Source organism: Solibacillus sp. FSL W7-1472 (assembly GCF_037969775.1).
Taxonomy (GTDB): domain Bacteria; phylum Bacillota; class Bacilli; order Bacillales_A; family Planococcaceae; genus Solibacillus; species Solibacillus silvestris.
The window spans coordinates 1299143-1319339 of sequence record NZ_CP150208.1; the positions used below are offsets into that span (position 1 = coordinate 1299143).

The 20197-nt window shown below is 36.9% G+C and carries 24 protein-coding genes; 15 read left to right on the plus strand and 9 right to left on the minus strand.

Annotated elements, in window-relative coordinates; genetic code table 11:
* Positions 1 to 303: 303 nt before the first annotated feature.
* Positions 304 to 807, minus strand: a complete 504-nt coding sequence (locus tag MKY07_RS06280; protein WP_008404966.1) for a CarD family transcriptional regulator — start codon at positions 805 to 807, stop codon at positions 304 to 306.
* A gap of 173 nt (positions 808 to 980) precedes the next feature.
* Between MKY07_RS06280 and MKY07_RS06285 the strand changes: the two genes are divergently transcribed.
* Positions 981 to 1394: a MarR family winged helix-turn-helix transcriptional regulator gene (locus MKY07_RS06285; RefSeq protein WP_008404964.1), complete on the plus strand. Its 414-nt coding sequence runs from the start codon at positions 981 to 983 to the stop codon at positions 1392 to 1394.
* Between the two features lie 84 nt (positions 1395 to 1478).
* Here the strand turns inward: MKY07_RS06285 and MKY07_RS06290 are convergent, their stop codons facing one another.
* Entirely contained in the window at positions 1479 to 2042 is a 564-nt protein-coding gene (locus MKY07_RS06290) for a nitroreductase family protein (protein WP_008404962.1), read from the minus strand.
* Between the two features lie 359 nt (positions 2043 to 2401).
* Between MKY07_RS06290 and MKY07_RS06295 the strand changes: the two genes are divergently transcribed.
* Entirely contained in the window at positions 2402 to 2602 is a 201-nt protein-coding gene (locus MKY07_RS06295; RefSeq protein WP_008404960.1) for a cold-shock protein, read from the plus strand.
* Between the two features lie 390 nt (positions 2603 to 2992).
* Here the strand turns inward: MKY07_RS06295 and MKY07_RS06300 are convergent, their stop codons facing one another.
* A complete protein-coding gene (locus MKY07_RS06300; protein WP_014824327.1) occupies positions 2993 to 3268 on the minus strand; it encodes a hypothetical protein in 276 nt (91 codons plus the stop codon).
* A 217-nt stretch (positions 3269 to 3485) separates the two neighbouring features.
* Between MKY07_RS06300 and MKY07_RS06305 the strand changes: the two genes are divergently transcribed.
* Complete coding sequence (locus MKY07_RS06305) at positions 3486 to 4196, plus strand: DUF421 domain-containing protein (protein WP_339264124.1); 711 nt, start codon at positions 3486 to 3488, stop codon at positions 4194 to 4196.
* Between the two features lie 197 nt (positions 4197 to 4393).
* Here MKY07_RS06305 and MKY07_RS06310 read toward each other — a convergent pair whose 3' ends face one another.
* The 6 genes from MKY07_RS06310 to MKY07_RS06335 all read right to left on the minus strand — a co-directional run bounded on the left by MKY07_RS06310 (position 4394) and on the right by MKY07_RS06335 (position 7914).
* Positions 4394 to 4912: a YusW family protein gene (locus tag MKY07_RS06310; RefSeq protein ID WP_014824325.1), complete on the minus strand. Its 519-nt coding sequence runs from the start codon at positions 4910 to 4912 to the stop codon at positions 4394 to 4396.
* A 360-nt stretch (positions 4913 to 5272) separates the two neighbouring features.
* A complete protein-coding gene (locus tag MKY07_RS06315) occupies positions 5273 to 5452 on the minus strand; it encodes a hypothetical protein (protein ID WP_008404951.1) in 180 nt (59 codons plus the stop codon).
* A gap of 221 nt (positions 5453 to 5673) precedes the next feature.
* Positions 5674 to 6372 carry a glycerophosphodiester phosphodiesterase gene (locus MKY07_RS06320; RefSeq protein ID WP_339264125.1) on the minus strand — a complete coding sequence of 233 codons (699 nt, stop codon included), beginning with the start codon at positions 6370 to 6372 and terminating at the stop codon, positions 5674 to 5676.
* A gap of 14 nt (positions 6373 to 6386) precedes the next feature.
* The gene (locus tag MKY07_RS06325; RefSeq protein ID WP_065216968.1) at positions 6387 to 6662 is read right to left on the minus strand and encodes an excalibur calcium-binding domain-containing protein; all 276 of its coding nucleotides are present in this window, start codon (positions 6660 to 6662) and stop codon (positions 6387 to 6389) included.
* Positions 6663 to 6749: 87 nt separating this feature from the next.
* Positions 6750 to 7529 carry an SDR family oxidoreductase gene (locus tag MKY07_RS06330; RefSeq protein WP_269454591.1) on the minus strand — a complete coding sequence of 260 codons (780 nt, stop codon included), beginning with the start codon at positions 7527 to 7529 and terminating at the stop codon, positions 6750 to 6752.
* 136 nt (positions 7530 to 7665) lie between these two features.
* Entirely contained in the window at positions 7666 to 7914 is a 249-nt protein-coding gene (locus MKY07_RS06335) for a ferredoxin (RefSeq protein ID WP_008404945.1), read from the minus strand.
* 102 nt (positions 7915 to 8016) lie between these two features.
* Here MKY07_RS06335 and MKY07_RS06340 point away from each other — a divergent pair, with 102 nt between their 5' ends.
* The 12 genes from MKY07_RS06340 (at position 8017) to rpsA (ending at position 20190) form a co-directional block, all read left to right on the plus strand.
* Positions 8017 to 9057 carry a helix-turn-helix domain-containing protein gene (locus MKY07_RS06340; RefSeq protein ID WP_339264126.1) on the plus strand — a complete coding sequence of 347 codons (1041 nt, stop codon included), beginning with the start codon at positions 8017 to 8019 and terminating at the stop codon, positions 9055 to 9057.
* The gene (locus MKY07_RS06345) at positions 9054 to 10499 is read left to right on the plus strand and encodes a RecQ family ATP-dependent DNA helicase (protein ID WP_339264127.1); all 1446 of its coding nucleotides are present in this window, start codon (positions 9054 to 9056) and stop codon (positions 10497 to 10499) included. Before MKY07_RS06340 ends, MKY07_RS06345 begins: the two co-directional genes overlap by 4 nt.
* A gap of 81 nt (positions 10500 to 10580) precedes the next feature.
* Entirely contained in the window at positions 10581 to 11291 is a 711-nt protein-coding gene (locus MKY07_RS06350) for a LysM peptidoglycan-binding domain-containing protein (protein ID WP_339264128.1), read from the plus strand.
* Between the two features lie 180 nt (positions 11292 to 11471).
* On the plus strand, positions 11472 to 12230 hold the full coding sequence (locus MKY07_RS06355) for a metallophosphoesterase family protein (RefSeq protein WP_339264129.1): 759 nt from the start codon (positions 11472 to 11474) through the stop codon (positions 12228 to 12230).
* 41 nt (positions 12231 to 12271) lie between these two features.
* Positions 12272 to 13237 (plus strand): YpdA family putative bacillithiol disulfide reductase, encoded by a 966-nt coding sequence (locus MKY07_RS06360; RefSeq protein WP_339264130.1) that lies wholly within the window; start codon positions 12272 to 12274, stop codon positions 13235 to 13237.
* A gap of 12 nt (positions 13238 to 13249) precedes the next feature.
* Positions 13250 to 14215 carry an asparaginase gene (locus MKY07_RS06365; RefSeq protein WP_008404935.1) on the plus strand — a complete coding sequence of 322 codons (966 nt, stop codon included), beginning with the start codon at positions 13250 to 13252 and terminating at the stop codon, positions 14213 to 14215.
* A 127-nt stretch (positions 14216 to 14342) separates the two neighbouring features.
* Positions 14343 to 15014, plus strand: coding sequence for a glutamic-type intramembrane protease PrsW (gene prsW, locus MKY07_RS06370; RefSeq protein ID WP_014824315.1), 672 nt, complete (start codon positions 14343 to 14345; stop codon positions 15012 to 15014).
* A 218-nt stretch (positions 15015 to 15232) separates the two neighbouring features.
* Positions 15233 to 16021, plus strand: coding sequence for a spore cortex-lytic enzyme (gene sleB / locus MKY07_RS06375; RefSeq protein WP_008404932.1), 789 nt, complete (start codon positions 15233 to 15235; stop codon positions 16019 to 16021).
* A gap of 14 nt (positions 16022 to 16035) precedes the next feature.
* Complete coding sequence (locus MKY07_RS06380) at positions 16036 to 17319, plus strand: PepSY1/2 domain-containing protein (RefSeq protein WP_339264131.1); 1284 nt, start codon at positions 16036 to 16038, stop codon at positions 17317 to 17319.
* A gap of 108 nt (positions 17320 to 17427) precedes the next feature.
* A complete protein-coding gene (locus tag MKY07_RS06385) occupies positions 17428 to 18081 on the plus strand; it encodes a flagellar brake domain-containing protein (RefSeq protein WP_008404930.1) in 654 nt (217 codons plus the stop codon).
* A 176-nt stretch (positions 18082 to 18257) separates the two neighbouring features.
* Positions 18258 to 18932: a (d)CMP kinase gene (cmk, locus tag MKY07_RS06390; RefSeq protein WP_008404929.1), complete on the plus strand. Its 675-nt coding sequence runs from the start codon at positions 18258 to 18260 to the stop codon at positions 18930 to 18932.
* A gap of 115 nt (positions 18933 to 19047) precedes the next feature.
* On the plus strand, positions 19048 to 20190 hold the full coding sequence (rpsA, locus tag MKY07_RS06395) for a 30S ribosomal protein S1 (RefSeq protein ID WP_008404928.1): 1143 nt from the start codon (positions 19048 to 19050) through the stop codon (positions 20188 to 20190).
* Positions 20191 to 20197 lie beyond the last annotated feature (7 nt).

Below are 20197 nucleotides of genomic sequence, written 5' to 3' on the forward strand. Positions count from 1 at the left end.
CAAAATTAGGTGAATTTCATACAACGGTAGTATGAGCATTAAAAGTGTTTTAATTCATTTATAAATGAAAAAAATATGATTGCAGCACCTGTTTTTGGATAACAAAGGAAGTGAACAAATAATCGAAAAAATTCACCTAATGAATAAAAAGTGAATTGAAAATAAGACGCTTGCATTAAAATAGCAATCGCCTTAGTTGAATGTGTTTTTTATGTATAAAGTGGTAAATCAATCCGTAACGAGTATTGTTGAAGTAAACGGAATTTACTTCAACTCGTTAATAAGGAAAGCTGATTTTGACAATCAGGTAGTAGGTCCTTGAACTCTTTTGTAAATTTCCTTTTCAATCGTATCTTTTGGCTTTTTAAGCGCGATTTCCAGGACATCTAATATAATCGTTGAGAGTTGTTGTAAAATTTGTGAATCTTGGGATGTTATTTTTTTCTCGTCTTTTTGTAATTCTAAATCTTTTCTTAGGAGAGTATTCATTAACTGGGCAGCTTCTAGATGATTGTTCGCACTTAAAATTTCTGCGTGATTTCTTTGACGGTTTGTGCTGCGGTCATTCCATTCGCTTGGTTCATTTGAGAAACAATCCATAATTTGAACTGCTTCATCATAGCTCAATATTTTTTCAAGTTGTGAGTTTTTACTTTCAACTGGATGATATAGTGTTACTCCCGGTCTAATTTTTGATTGCATAACATAGTAAAGCATAGGTTCTCCTGTGAAGTTTTGTTCTACAATGCCCTCAATCTGGCAAATACCATGGGATTTATAAAACGTTAAGTCACCAATTTTATACATATATACGCCTCCGGAAAAAGTTATAAATTTAATTTTAAAGTAATTTTGCATTTAAGTCAACTAAGTTGACTTAAATGTCCTATTAGTATCGTGAACTTGAATTAATATTTTTCCTTTAGTATGATGCTTGAGAATATTTAAGAATTATGTTGATAGAAAGAAGGGAAAAAGCCATGATTGACTTTATAGAATTATTGTATCGCCAACATAAACATTTGCGCCAAATGGCTGAAATGATGTGGAATGAAAATAATGACCTTCATATAACGAGTTCGGAATGGTTTGTACTGAAAAACATATATGAGGGCTATGTAACAGTACCTGAATTAGTTAAACAATTGGACATTTCAAAGCAAGGGGTTCATAAATTTGTGACTTCCTTACAAGAAAAGGAATTAATTACGACCGAATTAATAAAAGGGTCGAAAGTTCAAAAGATGGCTCATTTGACCGAAAAGGGAATCATTATTTTTAATGAAAGCAAAAAGATGGAGCTGGAAATAGAAAAGATGGTAAGAGATACAATCGGGGATAAAGAATATGAAATGCTGCTGGAAATGCTCAAAAAGCCGCTCTTGAAAATTTAAATGCGATACTTTCAAAATGAAGACAACAGAAAACCGCACGAAAGAGTACTTCCTTCATGCGGTTACTTCAATACATTTTATTACTTATTTAAACGAACCCTCAAATACAATTTCATTTAATGGGCGTCGGCCTGACGGTGTCTCACGTGCCTGTAATTCAGGAGAGAGCATTTCTTTATCGCCTTTGTAACCAATAGCAATTGCTAAATGCACATCAAACGTATCCGGAATGTTAAACGCTTCTTTTGCCACATCTTTATAAATACCGCTCATTGGATGAGTGATTAATCCTTCTTTAGCTGCCTGAAGTGACAGGAAGCCCCATGCTGTACCTGAATCAAACTCATGTGAACCTTTTGTATTGTCTGAAACGACTAATACTAAAACGGGTGCACGTTTTGCCCATACTAAGTTACCTTCCATTAATACAGGGTGGAATTTTGCTAAATCCTCTTCTGTTTTCGCTACGATAAAACGCCAAGGTTGGTTATTGCCTGCTGAAGGAGCCCAACGAGCTGCTTCAAATAAACGGTTTAATACATCTTCTGCAACAGGTGTGTCTGCGTAGGCGCGCGGTGACCAACGATTTAAAAATACTTCAGAAATGTCGTGCTCCGCAGTTCGAAATTCTTTTGCTTGTAATACCATGAAAAAAATCCTCCTAGTTCTATGTAATACATCTCCTATATTAACCAACGCGAAAATATAATTGCAAATAAAATGCTTACAAAAAGTAAGTAAATAATCATTAGTTAGTAATTGAGAATTATTAATGGAAATCCAGGTCATCTATTGTAAGAAAGGCAGAAGCAGATAAAGTTGTTTTTAATAGTAGACAAATGCAATTTTTTGCTATATACTAAGGTCAATGAGATAGTTACAAGACATTAAATTCACCTATTACAAAAAGTATTCGTGGTTTAGTTGGTACTTTTTGTAATATGTGAATTTTTTTCTTTTGGAAGAATTGCGATCTTATTAAATTTAATTAATTGGAGGTCATTTAAATGACACAAGGTACAGTAAAATGGTTTAACTCAGAAAAAGGTTTCGGTTTCATCGAAGTTGAAGGCGGTTCTGACGTATTCGCTCACTTCTCAGCTATTCAAGGCGACGGTTTCAAAACTCTTGAAGAAGGTCAAAAAGTTGAGTTTTCAGTAGAAGACGGTCAACGTGGACCACAAGCTACAAACATCGTAAAACTTTAATTTTAATGATGTAATCATAAAAGAGGGATCCTTACATTAGGATTCCTCTTTTTTTGTATATTTTTATTTAAAATTTTGCAGATGAAATTGGAACTGCTATTTATCGTATCTATAAGTAGTAAGGATTTACAATTTATCTTATTTCACCGGGAATTTAACGGCAAGTTAGAATGATAAATACGACTTTGACGATAAAATGGCGAGAGTTGATGGGGGAGGGTTATGGAAATTCCGAGGTTTTTACATTACCCGCGTAGTAATTGAAGTATGACGGATTGTCAGCCATATGCCTTTTCGTGGTTCATTAGCTTTAGTAGTTGAAACAGAATGTTAAGAAAATCGAATTCAGAAGAAAAGCCACTTTCTAAAAGAAAGTGGCCTCTTGTTTACTTAGTCTGCTTCAATTCGTATCGCATCAATTTTTTGACAGTCTACGATAAGTGTTGAACCGCGTTCAGTTATTGGATCAATAAATATTGCACAGCAGTTATTGTTGTCAAATCTTTTAAAAACGACATCTTCTAATATTTGTCCGCCTGATAAGAAAACGTCAACTTCTGTCCCTTTTCTTAATTCTCTTAATAGGTCACAGATACAACCTTTACAACGATTCTTATTATTGTTAGAACTTAATTCACTTGTACATTTGCTACAATTACAACCCATTTGTAACACCCTTTTCTTATCTGAATTTGTAAGGCTAGCCTTACATTATTAGAATATGATATGGAAATGAAACGAACTAGGTAACGTAACTAGTGAGAAAATAGAACATTTGATAAAAAACATCTTAACCGAGCAAATAAGAACCTTTCCAAAAAATAAAGGTTTAGAAAAAAAGGGGATGGTAAAACCTATATTAAAAAGTTAAATGAGGTATAAAATGCTTGAACATTTTGAGATAATTTTGAGGTCGTTTACTTCTTTCGGACTGTTACTAGTAGGGACACGAATACTAGGTAAACAAACGATTTCCCAAATGACCATGTTTGATTTTGTTGCAACAATTTCTTTAGGAGCTATATCGGCGAACTTAGCCTTTAATACATCTTTAAAGGTTTCTCATACTATCTTAGCATTTGTCATTTATGTCTTTATAATATTTATGATTGCTCTCATTTCTCTAAAAAGTAAAAAAGGCAGAAAGTTCTTAGCTGGTGATCCTACAATAGTTATTGAAAACGGAAAAATACTTGAGAAGAATATGAATAAGATGCGCTATACGTTAGATTATTTAAATCAACAATTAAGAGAAAAGGATGTCTTTAATATCGAAGAAGTATTATTTGCAATTATAGAGACAAATGGGACATTAACAGTATTAAAAAAGCCTCAATTTAGAAATGTCAATAAACAAGATTTAATGATACCGATAACCCCTGAATTTAATTTACCAATTGAACTAATTATGGATGGAGAAGTAATGAAACAGAATTTAGATCAGAATAACTTAACCGAACAATGGTTGCATTCTGAATTAAAGCAACGTAACTTGGTTCAAAGTAATGTATTATACGCAGTATTATCCGGTAATGGAAATATGTATATTGATACATATGAGAATCATATTCATTCTCCAATTGATAAAGAATAAATGATTAACCATTTGTTTTAGAGGGAAATTGGAGGCATTGGCTTCTGAAAAGAGGTAATTAAGAATTTCAGTAAAAGGGACATTGAAGTGGCGAGGACATAACTAATTTCAGTTCACAAAAAATCGAAATTGCACCATGCAATTTCGATTTTATGCTTAATAGTGAAGAGTTCTATAGTATAGCCTTCTTAGTACAATTATTTATTATGATGATAATGTTTTTCTTCACCGTTTTGGAATTTTACTTCAAGTTCAAATGACTGATAATTCTCATCTAGAGCAAATGCCTTTAGAACTTCTTTACGAACATCCTCATCACTGGTATTTTTATCAAATGTAAGTTGTTTTAATGCATCGGCAAAATTGTCGTAGGCTTTATCGCCATTATATTTAACACCATTAAGATCATCATCTAGTTCAGCATAAATATTGTTTCCATCGTTTTCATATTCAACATCGTATGATTTATGGTCTGCATATTCTACGTCTAAATCAAAATCAGTAAAAGTATAATTTACATCTGCAACTTTTATTCCAGTCCGTTCATCTTCTTCATTTTCTGTATTATTTGTAGCATTATTATTCGTTGTTTCATCAACCACACTATTATTTCCTGTAACTTCTTTATCCTTATCTACATTTGCATCTTCATTGTTACAGGCATACAATAATCCCAATAATAATGGCATTGTAAGAATTCCTTTAAATACTTTCATTAAACTCTCTCCTTTAAAAGTGTCATTAATAACTACTATTAAAAGAGAGTATTCCCAAATTAAAATGATCTATCCATGTTTACTTCAATTAAAAAAGCCTTCTTGCCGAATTTTTCGAGAATACCTTTCAAAATGTAAATTCAGAACTATGCCACATTTATTGAATTTAAAGTTAAGGGCACCGGTCAAATAGTAAATCTACACAAAACAAAAGAAATAAAAATTAATGAAATTAAGTCTTAACTCAGACATTATAGAGTACATAGAAAAATAAAAATAAGCCTTCCACTAAATTGCGGAAGGCTTATTTTTATTTTAGGGTACAAAAGAGTATGTACCGTGTATTAACTTTAAAATAGTCTAGCCCACTAAGTTATGCTTAACTACTTCATACGCTTGGCAAATATTTTTATAAGAATCTTTATGCTGAGCAATCATTTCAACTGCAATTTCATATAAGTCAGAAGAGTCTGTTGTGACTAAATCATTAAGTAAAGCTGCTTCCATTTTTTCTACAAATGACAGAATTTCCGTATTCATAATTTCATCTCCGAATCGTTAGTTGTTACTATAAATATACAGTAAACAGACGTCTGACTTCAAAGGAGATGGGAGTGAAAACGAGTAAAACTTTTAAAGTTTGACGATAAAATGAACTTCACGATTTTTAGCTCTTTGAAAGCGTTTTTCTAATAATAATCTAAATATTTACATAAAAACCTGTTTTCAGAAGAATTTCTCTGAAACAGGTTTTAGTTATTTTATAGGTTTACTACGTCAGAAAAAACAGCATCGATGCCGAGTGATTCCATTTGCCGGGCTATTGCGCCATCATTTACTGTATAAGCTCGGACGATTATCCCGTTCTTAACGGCTTGCTGAACAATGGATCGCATCCCGTAATAATAGGGGATATGTATAGCATCAGTATTGAACTTCTTTATATATTCCTCTAAGTTCATAATAAGCGAAGCAAATAGCAATGCGGTTTTCACATTAGGCATGATTTGCTGGAAGCGTGCAATGCTTTCATGATTAAAGGAAGAAATAATGACCCGATCTACTAAATCAAAGGCATGTATTTCATTTGCAATGAGCGCTTCAATGCCTGGATATTCAAAAATGTCTGACTTAATCTCAATATTGATCTGGAAAGGGGTCGCTTTGAAAACTGTCAGTACTTCCGCCAATGTAGGTATTTTTTGACCCGCAAATTCCGGAGCAAACCATAAGCCATAATCGAATGTTCGCAATTCCTCCAGCGTCATATCTTTCACAAAGCCTTTCCCCGTTGAAGTCCGGTTGATTGATTCATCATGAATGACGACTAACTGGTTGTCCTTTGTTAAATGGACATCAAATTCAACTCCCCAAATATTCAACTTTGCGGCTTCCAGAAAAGCGATCATCGTATTTTCCGGATATTTGGCACTGTAACCACGGTGAGCGAGAATTTTCATCTATTTCACAACTCCTATTTTTCGCAAGCAATGCCGTCATTATCGCGGTCACTTTTCTCGTTTAATTTATAAAGTTCGGCTGATACGAATGGTTTATATTTTGTTTTTCCGCCTTTGTTCGTTGTTTTTGCGTCTTTTGATACGCCGCCTTTGTAAACTTTGTTTAATTCTGTGCAATTTTTATAAGCGACTGCTTTTACTTTTGCAGCTCCTTCTACTTCCATTGTCGAAAACGAGAAACTTATTATTAAAACAGTACCCATTAACAATGCGGAAATATACTTTTTCATTGGAAAAAACCTCCCAAACCTTTATTTTCCAATATTTTACCATAGAAAAAAGCGAATTCACAAGGGAGGTAGTGAATTCGCTCAGGACTAACCCATAATATTATAACCGCTATCGATATAAATCGTTTCGCCAGTCACACCGCGGGATAGATGGCTTAACATCACGATCGTCATGTCAGCAACTTCTTCCTGGTTTGTGTTGCGTTTTAACGGAGATGTTTCTTCGATTTTGTGCAGGATCTGATTGAAACTTGGCACACCTTTTGCTGCCAATGTCCGGATAGCACCAGCTGAAATCGCATTTACACGAATATTTTCTGCACCAACATCCGCTGCCAAATAGCGCATCGATGCTTCGAGTGCTGCTTTAGCAACGCCCATTACATTGTAGCCATCAAGCACACGCTGTGCACCTAAATAAGACATCGTTACGATAGAGCCGCCTTCTGTCATATAAGGTTTTGCAGCTTTTGTTACAGCAATCAGCGAATAAGCACTTGTATCTTGTGCAAAGGCATAGCCATCACGAGTTGTTTCGACGAATCGGTTGTGCAGGTCTTCGGCATGTGCGAAGGCTACAGAGTGGATAATGCCATGAATTACTTTAAATTGCTCACCAATTTGATTGAATGCTTTTTCAATGCTTTCGTCGCTGTTTACGTCACACTCAATAACTGTTGCATTATGATCTTCGTAATTTGTTAAAAGCTTTTCGATTTTTCCTTTTGAACGTTCTTTCCGATATGTGAAAATTACATTTGCTCCAACATCAAATAATCGCTTTGCGATGCCCCAAGCAATACTGCGCTCATTGGCAACACCCATTACGACAATATTTTTCCCTTTTAATTGTAATAAATCCATAATGACACCCCTAAAATAGTTAGTTAATATTAGTACCTACTACTAATATTAACTATAACATCTCAATTCTAGATGCGCAATGAGAAAAATAGGGCAAAATAAAAAACGATCCTTGAAAAAGAATCGTTTCGTTTATAAACTATTCGAATTTTAGCGAGTCGCCGTCGAATGTTTCATCTGCAACTTTAATAGAATCTGTTGGACAGCCTTCAAATGCATCTTGCATATCTTCTAGTAGATCTTCTGGAACTTCAGCAGTACCCATGTTATCATCTAAAATAACGAAAGCGATTCCTTCATCATCATAATCATAAATATCTGGTGCAGCAGCGCCACAAGCGCCACAAGCGATACAAGTATCTTTATCTACGATAGTATATTTTGGCATTGTTACCTCTCCTTTATCCGTTCGTTTCCATAAAGCTCTTACTTATTCTAATGCTGTTTTCAGTACTTTTCAACCTAATACTACTAAAATGGGGGATTTGATATGCTAATCCAACAAATTCTTTTAAAAATTTTACATACTTTTCAACAGGAACGTACTGTTTCCGCCGCCTATCATCTACTGAAGGGTAAGCGGTCGGGTCAGACAATTCATGATGTAGGGCTCTTTAATTTATATTCCTACTTTGGGCTGCTCCCAAAACTAGCCCGTCATAAATTTGATGAGCAAATTGATCTCATGTTTGCCAAGAGTATTATTATAATAGAAGAAAACGGTTTTTATACAATGACTGAACAAGGAAAACAACTTGCGGTACAACCGCTGTCTCTTTCTTTTGATGGCTGGCATTACCGTGGCAATGAACATGTGTTTTTCGGCAGACTTGCGCTTATTATCCAAAGCCTGTCACACCAGCAGCATCATAAAAAGGCATTTATACCGATCGAAAAGAACGAACAGACACAGCAATGGGTACGCCAGTTTTTAGTACGCCACCACTATCAGAACGGCATGCTGCAACAGGCGGTTTACAGCGAAATGACGGCGAGTTTGTCCAAAAGCGCAATAGAAGAAAATATGAAAGATATACTCATGTATCGACTGACAGGCTATAATGAACCCGGATTTACGTGGCAACAACTTGCTTTTGGCTATAACATGCAGGAAATGGATGTTCAGCTGCATTATATAAGTGCATTGCATACTTGGTTAAATGAGTTGTACCGTGAAAAATCACAATACCCACTATTAAATGAAATCATGCAAAATATACGAGTGGAAGTAGTATTGACTGCTTCGACCAACTCAACCGCCCAGTTATACAGAGCGGGTAGAACATTGGAAGAAATCAGTCATATTCGACGATTGAAAATGAGTACGATTGAAGATCATATTGTCGAGCTTGCGATGAATGAACCGAACTTTTCAATCGAACCATTTGTAACAAATGAAGAACAGAAACAAATTTTGGATGCAGTCGAAAATTACGATACGAAACGATTAAAAACATTAAAGGAATTACTACCGCAACTCAGCTATTTTCAATTGCGGCTAACGTTGGCGAAAGGAGCGTCCCCTACATGAAATTACAAAGTGCCTTAAAGCAATATTTCGGATATGATGCATTCCGGCCAGGGCAAGAAGAGATTATAAGAAATATTATGGATGGCAAAGATGTTGTTGCCATTTTACCGACCGGCATGGGGAAGTCTCTATGTTACCAACTGCCGGGCTATTTATTTGAAAAACCGGTACTTATTGTGTCGCCGCTTTTATCGCTCATGCAAGACCAGGTCGATCAGCTAAAGCAAATGGGGGAAAAACGGGTTGTTGCATTAAATTCATTTCTAACGGTGGACCAGAAAAGATATGCACTTCACTTTTTGGACGAGTACCGGTTTATTTTCGCTTCTCCCGAAATGCTATTGCAGCCTCAAGTGAAGGCGCGGGTTCAGGAGATGGAACTTTCGTTGATTGTTGCAGATGAAGCACATTGTATTTCACAGTGGGGTTTTGATTTTCGTCCGGACTATTTACGGATTGGCGAAATATTATCGGAAACGAACCGTCCCCCTATACTCGCGTTATCTGCCACAGCAACAGATACCGTATTAGAAGATATCCAATCCTATCTGAAAATGAAATCACCTTTTCACTACGTACACGCTGTAAACAGGGAAAATATTCATTTAGTAAAAAAGTTATTTTCAGAGCGTGAAGAAAAGATTGAATGGATTATTGAACATGTGAAAAATACAGCCGGTCCAGGCATCATTTATACACAATCCCGCTCAAAAGCAGAAGCAATCAGTTTACAGCTTTTACAGCAAAATATTTCAGCGGCCGCTTATCATGCCGGTAAGGAAGCACAGGACCGTCAGTTTATACAGCAACAATTTTTAGCGGGACATCTTGAATGGATTGTTGCGACAAATGCATTTGGTATGGGTGTCCATAAAGAGAACGTCCGTCAAGTCATTCATGAAACAATGCCTGCAACGTTGTCGAACTATATGCAGGAAATTGGCCGGGCGGGTCGAGATGGCAAGAAAGCAGTTGCCTTTTTGTTATATTGTGAGGGAGATGAGCAATTTGCAAAGTTTATTGCGTCAGAAGATTTGCCGAAAAATATACATGTAGACCGATTTACTGAAGTGATAGCCACTGGGGAACAGCCGCAGTCATTGCTTGCAAATGGTGAAATGTCAGAAGTGGTTTTCCGTGTATTAAGTTATTGGCTGGCACGTGAATCAGCTGAGGAAGTAAAGAGCCGGATGATGAATTTACAGATAAAGAAATATGAAGAAGTTCAGCTCGTATTAAAGCTTATTAAACATTCGGATTGTATGCGTAAGCAAGTAGTTCAACACTTTGGTCAACAATTAACAAAGCAGCAGGAATATTGTTGTTCCAACTGCGGAATTGAAATTTCTGAACTTGTGGAAGAGAGAGATATTTCAAAAACTATGATTAAAATGACAAATTGGCAACATCGCCTCAAGAAAATATTGTTAATAAACTCTTAATCTACTATCGAACCGTTTACTTTTATGTAGAAATTGGTCATAATAAAGTTATAATTTTTAGTAGTTGGAGGGGTGCAGGCCATGACAAAAGAAGATTACCGGGAAAAGGTAGAGGAGCATCGTCAAGAGATTGACCTACATAACGAGTCAGGTACAAAAATGTCACGTGTTAGCCGACATCGAAAGAAAAGCGGAAAAAAACAAACAAACCCAATGATGACGGTTTTAACAGTTGTCTTAATTTTTATTCCTTTAGTTATTTTAGCTTATGTGTGGTTGATCTATGAACCGAACACATCTGCAAGTGAAAACGTAAATGCGGATAAGAAGGATGACTTAGTAGTGGAGATTCAAAAGCAGGATCCGAAAACACAGCCATCTGCTACTAACGATGACGAAGAAAAAGAAGAAAAAAAGGATGACAATACAGCCGAAGTGGATGAGGCGAAAGCGGAAAAAGAAAAATTAGCTGCTGAAGAAGCGAAAAAAGCGGAAGCACGAATCGCAAAAGAAAAAGCGGCAAAAGAAGCAGAGGAAATAAAAAAGGCGGAAGAAGCACAGAAAGTAGCAGCAGCTAAAGCTAAAGAGCAGGAAGCGAAGAAAAAAGCGGCTCAGGAAGCGGCTAAAGCACAGCAAAAAACACATACTGTACAATCGACTGACAATTTATACCGTATTGCATTAAAGTACTACGGCAATGGTAGTCCTGAATATGTTAATAAAATAAAAGCTGCCAACAATTTATCATCCGACAGTATTGCAACGGGGCAGGTTTTAGTAATTGTTCCATAATTTTTTCTATCTTGTATAACGACTAGTAAAAAGACGAACCGTTCCGGCTCTCGTCTTTTTCTTTATGAAGGAAATTTATTATTTTAGCAAACTTTATAAAGACTATGCTAAATTAATGGTTATCAAAACGTTAAAGAAGGCTATTGTATAATTAGTCTTTTTTGAATTGGAGGACCGTGTATGGTCATAATAAGTATTATTGGAATCGCATGTATTTTAGTGCTTCTCTATATGTATAAAGAAGGGCATGAAAACAATATCCGCTCACACGAAGTGAAGGCAACAGGCGACAGTGAAACAATCAACCTTTTTTTCATATCGGATACACATGCGCGCAAAATTAATGAGGCAATGATTGATTCGATTGATCAAAAGATACAGGCTGTCCTTATAGGAGGAGATTTTGTCGATCGCCGGACTTCTGAAGAAACGGTACTTCACAATATCCGTACGCTCAAAAAACTGGGCCCTACCTATTTTATATGGGGAAATAATGATATCGAATTCGGCGAACAAAAGCTGCGACAGCTACTTGCAGACCATCATATTCGTATTATAGAGAATGGGACAGTCAAGCTGGAAAGTAAAAATGATGTGTTAGTCAGCGCGGTCTCATATCGTCCGGGAGAACAAAATATCCAGCGTGCAATTGAGCAATGTGAAGAAAAGAATACCGTTTTCATTGCACATAACCCGGAGTTGTTCGGCAAAGTACATAAGCAGTTTCAGCCACTGCTCAGTATTGGAGCACATTTACATGGAGGGCAAATCCGCCTTGGGAAATTTGGATTGCAGCCACACGGATATTTTAAGAAAATCAAAAACCGCTATGAACTTGTCAGCAATGGGTATGGTACGACTCTTGTCCCGTTGCGCCTCTGTGCTAAACCGGAAAGTCATCTTATTACAATTAAATTTGAACAAGGGGAATTGGAATAGTAAATAGCGATCTATAGGAATTGGAATAAGGAGATGTTAGTATGCAAAAGGTAGAAGCGATCATTGTTGGTGGAGGTCCTTGTGGATTATCTGCAGCGATTGAACTACAAAATATCGGATTGACCCCAGTCATTATCGAAAAAGGTAATATTGTCAATGCGATATACAATTATCCGACACATCAAACTTTTTTTAGTACGAGTGAAAAACTGGCTATCGGTGATGTACCGTTTATTATTGAACAACGAAAACCAAAACGCAATCAGGCGCTTGTCTATTATCGTGAAGTGGTGAAGGCAAAAAAACTTCTTGTGAACCGTTTTGAAAAAGTGGAAAGTGTTAAAAAGGTGGATGGTATATTCAATGTCAAGACAGACAAAGACAGCTATGAAACACCGTATGTAGTCATTGCAACAGGCTATTACGATCATCCAAATTATTTGCATATACCTGGAGAAAGTTTGCCGAAAGTTCATCATTATTTTAAAGAAGGACACCCGTTTTTTGATTTGAATGTGTTAGTAATCGGCGGGAAAAACTCTGCAATTGATGCGGCATTGGAACTCAATAAAGCAGGTGCACATGTGACGGTAATCTATCGGGGCAATGATTATTCTGCCAGCATTAAGCCATGGGTATTGCCGGAATTTATAGGTCTTGTCCGAGAAGGAGAAATTACGATGCACTTTAATACAGAAGTGAAAGAAATTAGAGAAAACAAAGTCATTGTCGAAATAGCCGGCCAAAAAGAAACAATTGATAATGATATCGTATTTGCAATGACCGGTTATCATCCTGACCACCGCTTCATCCGTGAAATGGGCGTCGAAATTGATGAACAAACAGGAAGACCGACATTCGATCCCGAAACAATGGAAACAAATGTACAAAATTTATTTATTGCCGGTGTCATCGCTGCAGGAAATAATGCAAATGAAATCTTTATAGAAAATGGTCGCTTTCATGGGAATTTGATTGCTCAAAAAATTGCTCGTCAAACTACATAAGGGGTGAATATTGTGAAGAAAAAAGTAGTGCTTATTACGACAGGCGGAACGATTGCGAGTACTCGCAATAATAAAAACAAACTCGAGTCCGGCAAACTGGATGGCCAAGCCATTTTATCAATGTGCCAGCTGGAAAATGAGATGGATATTGAATTGATTGATCTCTATCAAATCCCATCGATGCATATGACATTTGAAAATTTAAATTTACTGAATCAAACGATTAAAAATGTTTTTAATGATCAATCGGTGAGCGGAATTGTCATTACGCATGGTACAGACAGCTTAGAGGAGACAGCCTACTTTTTAGAGCTGACAATTCATGATGAACGTCCAATTATTGTAACAGGCTCACAAAAATCACCTGGCGATATTGGTACAGATGTTTATTCCAATCTGCGTAATTCATTATTGGTTGCTTCAAATGAAGAAGCAAAAAATATAGGGGTTTGCGTCGTCTTTAATGAAAAGATCATTCATTCCAAATACGTAAAGAAGATGCACTCATCAAGTATTAACGGCTTTGGGGCAATTGGCTATGGCATGCTTGGATTTATCGATAACGACGAGGTAATTATATACCAGAAGCCAACCCATAAAGAAGTATATGAAATAAAAGAAAGCTATCCTGCTGTCGAGATTGTATTTGCCTATCTTGGAGCAAGTTCTATTATTTTGGATGCCCTTTACGAAGCAAATGTTGAAGGTGTCGTGCTTGTCGGTGCCGGTCGAGGTCAAGTTGCCCCAAAAATGATGGGCGCGATCGAAAAGCTATGCCAAAAAGGAACGAAAGTTGTATTGACGACATCGACAGAAGAAGGGCGTGTTTTCCCGACTTATGATTATTACAGTAGTGCGAATTATTTGAAGGATGCCGGTGTCATTATGGGCGGGGATTTTGATCCGAAAAAAGCACGCCTCAAGCTCCTGTTAATGATTGCAAACGGTAATAAGAACTTTGATACATTTATGCATTAACAATAAAAACTCGGTGTGAAAGTAGCCGAGTTTTTATATTTTCTATACAAAAAATGGGTATGCTACACTGCATTGAAAAAAATAGTGCTATACTAATAAGAGCCTAGAATCGAAAGGAGCCGGCATGATGTTTATACTTTTATCAGCAGCGATTGCGCCGGGTTTAGCCCTTTTAAGCTACTTTTATTTACGCAATGAGATGGATACCGAGCCACGGCGTACATTAATGCATTCCTTCATATATGGCGGGGTTATTACATTCCCCGTTTTATTTATACAGTTCGTTATAAAAGAAGAACAGACATTTTCGAATCCATTCTTTATCAATGCCGTATTTACCAGTTCGATAGAAGAATTTGTGAAATGGCTCATTATTCTTGCCGTAATCTTACGCCATATTGAGTTTGATGATCCTTATGACGGTATTTTGTATGGGGCAGCTGTTTCATTAGGCTTTGCTACTGTGGAAAACGTTCTCTACTTACTATCTTTCGGAATAGATCAAGCTTTTATGCGTGCGTTATTGCCGGTATCGAGTCATGCACTGTTCGGTGTAGTCATGGGTTACTATTACGGAAAAGGGAAGTTTTCAAGTGAAGAAATACAGAAGAGGTATATCGCCCTTGCACTCTTTGCACCTGTTGGACTTCATATTATCTATAATTCGATATTAATGTTAGAAGAATACTTTTTGTATGCGATGTTGCCGTTTATGCTGTTCTTATGGACATTTGCTCTGCGCAAAGTAAAGCAGGCACACGAACATCTAATTGAACATTTATCCCGCAGTAACGGGTAGTAATTTATCTGTCTCGAAATTGAAGTTTCACTTTATCCTATAGCAATCATTTATTAAAGGTTTGTTACAAATGTTTTTGTAGCAAACCTTTTTCTATGTGAAAAATCTTATTAGCAAACGAAAAACGAGTAAAGAAAATATTTTCAATAGACTTAAAAATCAACTTTACAATGTATAAACTTTTCAAATTTCTCCATCCTACTGAAAAAGGAGTGGAAATGTCAGTGAAAAAAATCGTCTTGTTCGTATTCATTATATCAAGTAGTTTTGTAAGTCATACATTTGCATTTTCAGGTCAGGATGTGCAACGGGGTGCATTTGGTGACGATGTAATCGAGTTACAGGCACGACTTCAATATTTAAGTTACTATAATGGAAAAATTGACGGGAAATTTGGTTACGGAACGTATTGGGCGCTTCGTAATTTTCAGGAGCAGTACGGGCTACCTGTAGACGGAATTGCCGGAAGGTCGACGAAGGAAAAGCTTGAAAATAATTCGGATTTTGATAAAGCATGGGTTCATAAACAAATCAATGCAGGGAACAGCTTTACGTATTACGGCGGAATAGCATTGGAAAACCAGGTGAAAAAAGGCGGAAATGGCGGTACAAGTGCAAATAATACAACCTCCATGCAGCTGCCGCCAGGCTATACAGAACAGGACTTGCAAATTTTAGCGAATGCAGTGTATGGGGAAGCGCGAGGCGAGCCGTATGAAGGACAAGTTGCTGTTGCAGCTGTAATTTTGAATCGTTTGGAATCCCCTGAATTTCCTGATACGATTTCGGAAATTATTTTCCAGCCGTTAGCTTTCACAGCGGTTGCGGACGGTCAGATTTGGCTTACTCCAAATGAACGTGCCAAACAGGCAGTACTGGATGCGATCAACGGCTGGGACCCATCCGAGAATGCATTGTATTATTTTAATCCTGTTACAGCGACGAGTAAATGGATTTGGTCGAGACCTCAAATCAAACAAATTGGTGAGCATATTTTCTGCTTATAGGCGGGGGTAAAAACATGAAAAAATTTGCATATTTATTAGGTTTATTTGTTGTTATATTAGCCTTTGTATCCTTTGATTTATTTACACAGAATAAAGATTTGGAGCGAGCTGTTTATGCTACCCAATCAAGGGATCTCTCGGCAGCGACTGAAAAGTTATCGACATTGCATACAACAGTGGAACAATCTTTACTCTTTAAGGATGAAAAAGCATTAAATAATGAATTGGATTCCATTTGGCGGATGAGCAGTGATTTAAGAAAAACTGTTGCGAATTTGCCGATCCAGGCAGAAGTTCAAAATGAATGGATGCGTTATTTAGGGAAAATCGGTGATAATGCAAAACAAGCGGCTGCTACGGGAGACTACGAAAACTGGCGCAATAAAATGGGAACGGTTGCTTCCAATTTACATTCTTTCGCAGAGGAATGGAATATTGCCACAGTCGCATTTTATGTAAATGATGGTAATTTAAAAAAATGGTCAACGAATCAAACGACCAATCTTAAAGATTCACCATTTATGAACGTATCAAAACAATTGAAAACATATAATGAAACCGATTTTCCATTAACGGCGAGTGAATCGGACTATGAAAAAAAGCGTGAATTACAGCATTTAAAAGATAAAAAAATTACGAAAAACGAAGCCATTCAAAAATTTAAAAACTTCTTCCCGAATATCGACGATTCGATTGTAACGGTTACGAAAAGCAGTGATGATGCACCATACCCGTTCTATCATATTCAATTTATCCATGGTTCCAAAATCGGGTATGCCGACATAACTGAAAGTGGAGGCCATCTTCTTTCGTTCCTGCTTGAACGACCGGTTAAAAAGGATGCGCGTTCACATGAAGAAATTTTAAATACGGCAAAAAGTTTTATGAATAAAGTGGGATACACTGATGTGAAGCTTTCCGAATCACGAGAAAATCATGAAGCATGGCATCTCGTATTTACAAGAGTGCATGGAGATGATGAAGCTTTAATTTACCCGGATAGTATTCAAGTGAAAATTGCGAAGGATAACGCGGAGATTTTAGGTGTCAATGCAATGGAATATATTCAGGAAGAAAAAATTAAAGAACAAAGCGAAGTACCGATAGATTGGGATAAATTTTTTGCTGATCATGTAGGTGTTGAACAAGTGCAAAAAATTTATACAGGCAATGGAAATCTGGAACTTCGTAAATGTTATGAGGTTATTGCAAGGCTCGACAATAAGACACAGGATACGTATCGTGTTGTAATCGATGCGGAAACACATGAAGTAATTAAAAATGAAAAAGTGTTTTAGTACCTTGAATCAGGTGCGAGGTCCAGTGAAATTAATTGTAAAAATATAGCTATATTTACATTCCCATGAGATAATAAAGTATGAATAATTTCTTATGGGGAGAGGCAAATGGAACTAAAAATTGGAACGCAACTAACGCTGGAGCCAACCTATACGGAAAGGGTCGAAAAATTTAAATGTCGTGTTGTCGATCGACAGGACAATATGATTTTTATCGATTATCCAATTAATACGGCAACTAAAAAAATTGCTTTTTTAATTGATGGCGCACAATTCCGTGCAACATTCAGTACGGAAAAAAAAGAAAGCTACTGCTTTAATACGGAAGTTTTAGGACGTAAAGGCGGCAATGTTCAGATGATACTGCTTGCATGTCCACCTGCTGAAGAATTTATTAAAATTCAGCGTCGCGAATATGTTCGTGTGGAAACACCTGTAGATATTGCAATTGAACATGAAGGACAGAAATTTCAGCTTGCAGCTGAAGACATTAGCGCTGGAGGGTCATTGATTCATATTAAGTCACCGGTCAATTTTACTGAAGGTGATACAGTCAAGGCTTTTGTCGTCCTGCCATTTATAAATGGTGAAATTCGATATGTAGAAACAGATGCGAGAGTAGTGAACGTGTTCAATCGTAATGAAATGATGATGGCTTCATTGAATTTCACGGATACGGATGATTATGATAAGCAGCAAATTGTCCGTTTTTGCTTCGAACGACAAGTAATGATCCGCAAGAAAGAAATGAATGAATTATAAGCGAGAGGTCTAAAAAGTATCATACTTTTTAGACCTTTTTAAATAAGTAAAACTAATGTGACGGAAGTTGATCCGGTATGTATGGAGGAGCAGCTTTTTTCAAAAAAATATAGCGTAAAGAAGGTAAAAATTTTTTCGGTTATGATACAATAGCAACGGAAAGTAGGGAATTAATTATGATGAAAAAAATTCAAATTGCAATTGATGGTCCTGCAGGTGCGGGGAAAAGTACCATTGCAAAAATTGTAGCCGAAGCACTTCGATTTACATATATCGACACAGGTGCAATGTATCGGGCAGTGACGTATAAAGCGATGAAAGAAAACATACAATTACATGACGCAGAAGCGATTGAAAAAATGCTGCAGCAAACGGCGATTACATTACAACCGTCTGAGCAGGGACAACTCGTTTTTGTGGATGGACAAGATGTGTCACAGGCTATACGTTCAAATGAAGTTACAGCAAATGTTTCAGAAGTTGCGGCACACGCGAATATTCGTGAAATTCTCGTAGCGATGCAGCAAAAGCTGGCTGCTGATGGCGGCGTTGTAATGGATGGACGAGATATTGCGACACATGTACTCAAAGATGCAGAGCTTAAAATCTACATGTCTGCAACAGTTGAGGAACGTGCACATCGACGCTTCCTTGATAATGAACGCCGCGGTATTCCTTCAACAATCGAATCATTACAGAAGGAAATTGCTTTACGGGACAAGCTTGATAGTGAACGTGAAGCCTCACCGCTCATCCAAGCAGAAGATGCTTTATTTTTAGATACGACGAATTTATCAATTGATGAAGCGGCACAGGAAATTTTGAAATTAGCGCAGCAAAAAATGCAGTAACCGCTATTAAAAAATGAAGCTAACGTACGAAATTTCTGAAAATAAAGGGTTATTTTTTGTCTTTGTAGAACTTATCGAATAAAATAAAAGTGGAATACGCGAAGGAGGGCTACATATGTCTGAGGAAATGAATTTAGGGTCAAACCAAAAATTTCAAGAAGGAGATATTGTGAAAGGTGTTGCTGAACAGGTTGAAGAGAAGTCAGTAACGGTTTCGGTCGAGGGGGCACCATTCGACGGGATTATACCTATTAGCGAACTTTCAAGCTTACACATTGAAAAAGCTTCTGATATAGTTTCAGTTGGCGATCAGCTAGAGCTTATGATTACGAAAGTTGAAGAAGAGAATTTTGTATTATCGAAACGCAAAGTAGATGCACTACATGCGTGGGATGATTTAAAAGCGAAATTCGAATCTGGTGAAGTATTCGAAGCAGAAGTGAAAGATGTAGTGAAAGGCGGACTTGTCGTCGATTTAGGCGTACGCGGTTTCGTTCCGGCTTCACTCGTTGAAGATTATTTTGTCGAAGATTTTGAGGATTACAAAGGCAAAACATTACGTTTAAAAATTACAGAGTTAGATAAAGAAAAAGGCAGACTCATTTTATCTCATCGTGCAGTACTGGATGAAGAAAAAGCGTCGAAAAAGCAACAAGTGATTCAAAACATCCATCAGGGTGATATGCTTGAAGGTACAGTTCAGCGCTTGGCAAAATTCGGTGCGTTCATTGATTTGGGCGGCATTGATGGATTAGTCCATATTTCACAAGTAGCGCATGAACATGTTGAAGATATTTCGACGGTATTACAGGAAGGACAATCCGTAACTGTAAAAGTGCTTTCAGTGGATATTCCGAATGAACGTGTTTCATTATCGATCAAAGATACGTTGCCTGGTCCTTGGACAGACATTGAAGAGAAGGCTTCAAAAGGCGCAATTTTAACAGGTACTGTAAAACGTCTTGTTACATTCGGCGCGTTTGTAGAAGTATTCCCTGGAGTAGAAGGACTTGTTCATATTTCTCAAATTTCCCACAAGCATATTACGACACCACATGAAGTTTTAAAAGACGGTCAAGAGGTGGAAGTAAAAGTACTTGAGGTAAATGAGGCGGAAAAACGACTTGCACTGAGCATTAAAGCATTGCAGGAAGATTCAGCGAGTGACGAGGATTTCGATTATGAACTGCCGGAAGAAAATAAAGGCTTCTCATTCAGCGATGTCATCGGTGATCAGCTAAAAGGATTTAAAAAATAATAAAATC

Bases quoted from the DNA above. Each gene is read 5' to 3' on its own strand.
- cmk (WP_008404929.1), top strand. From the start codon at position 18,258: ATGATGAAAAAAATTCAAATTGCAATTGATGGTCCTGCAGGTGCGGGG.
- MKY07_RS06340 (WP_339264126.1), top strand. From the start codon at position 8,017: ATGCTAATCCAACAAATTCTTTTAAAAATTTTACATACTTTTCAACAG.
- MKY07_RS06335 (WP_008404945.1), bottom strand. From the start codon at position 7,914: ATGCCAAAATATACTATCGTAGATAAAGATACTTGTATCGCTTGTGGC.
- MKY07_RS06280 (WP_008404966.1), bottom strand. From the start codon at position 807: ATGTATAAAATTGGTGACTTAACGTTTTATAAATCCCATGGTATTTGC.
- MKY07_RS06295 (WP_008404960.1), top strand. From the start codon at position 2,402: ATGACACAAGGTACAGTAAAATGGTTTAACTCAGAAAAAGGTTTCGGT.
- MKY07_RS06385 (WP_008404930.1), top strand. From the start codon at position 17,428: ATGGAACTAAAAATTGGAACGCAACTAACGCTGGAGCCAACCTATACG.
- rpsA (WP_008404928.1), top strand. From the start codon at position 19,048: ATGTCTGAGGAAATGAATTTAGGGTCAAACCAAAAATTTCAAGAAGGA.
- MKY07_RS06300 (WP_014824327.1), bottom strand. From the start codon at position 3,268: ATGGGTTGTAATTGTAGCAAATGTACAAGTGAATTAAGTTCTAACAAT.
- MKY07_RS06360 (WP_339264130.1), top strand. From the start codon at position 12,272: ATGCAAAAGGTAGAAGCGATCATTGTTGGTGGAGGTCCTTGTGGATTA.
- MKY07_RS06355 (WP_339264129.1), top strand. From the start codon at position 11,472: ATGGTCATAATAAGTATTATTGGAATCGCATGTATTTTAGTGCTTCTC.
- sleB (WP_008404932.1), top strand. From the start codon at position 15,233: ATGTCAGTGAAAAAAATCGTCTTGTTCGTATTCATTATATCAAGTAGT.
- MKY07_RS06380 (WP_339264131.1), top strand. From the start codon at position 16,036: ATGAAAAAATTTGCATATTTATTAGGTTTATTTGTTGTTATATTAGCC.
- MKY07_RS06285 (WP_008404964.1), top strand. From the start codon at position 981: ATGATTGACTTTATAGAATTATTGTATCGCCAACATAAACATTTGCGC.
- MKY07_RS06350 (WP_339264128.1), top strand. From the start codon at position 10,581: ATGACAAAAGAAGATTACCGGGAAAAGGTAGAGGAGCATCGTCAAGAG.
- MKY07_RS06325 (WP_065216968.1), bottom strand. From the start codon at position 6,662: ATGAAAAAGTATATTTCCGCATTGTTAATGGGTACTGTTTTAATAATA.
- MKY07_RS06315 (WP_008404951.1), bottom strand. From the start codon at position 5,452: ATGAATACGGAAATTCTGTCATTTGTAGAAAAAATGGAAGCAGCTTTA.
- MKY07_RS06345 (WP_339264127.1), top strand. From the start codon at position 9,054: ATGAAATTACAAAGTGCCTTAAAGCAATATTTCGGATATGATGCATTC.
- prsW (WP_014824315.1), top strand. From the start codon at position 14,343: ATGTTTATACTTTTATCAGCAGCGATTGCGCCGGGTTTAGCCCTTTTA.
- MKY07_RS06320 (WP_339264125.1), bottom strand. From the start codon at position 6,372: ATGAAAATTCTCGCTCACCGTGGTTACAGTGCCAAATATCCGGAAAAT.
- MKY07_RS06305 (WP_339264124.1), top strand. From the start codon at position 3,486: ATGCTTGAACATTTTGAGATAATTTTGAGGTCGTTTACTTCTTTCGGA.
- MKY07_RS06310 (WP_014824325.1), bottom strand. From the start codon at position 4,912: ATGAAAGTATTTAAAGGAATTCTTACAATGCCATTATTATTGGGATTA.
- MKY07_RS06290 (WP_008404962.1), bottom strand. From the start codon at position 2,042: ATGGTATTACAAGCAAAAGAATTTCGAACTGCGGAGCACGACATTTCT.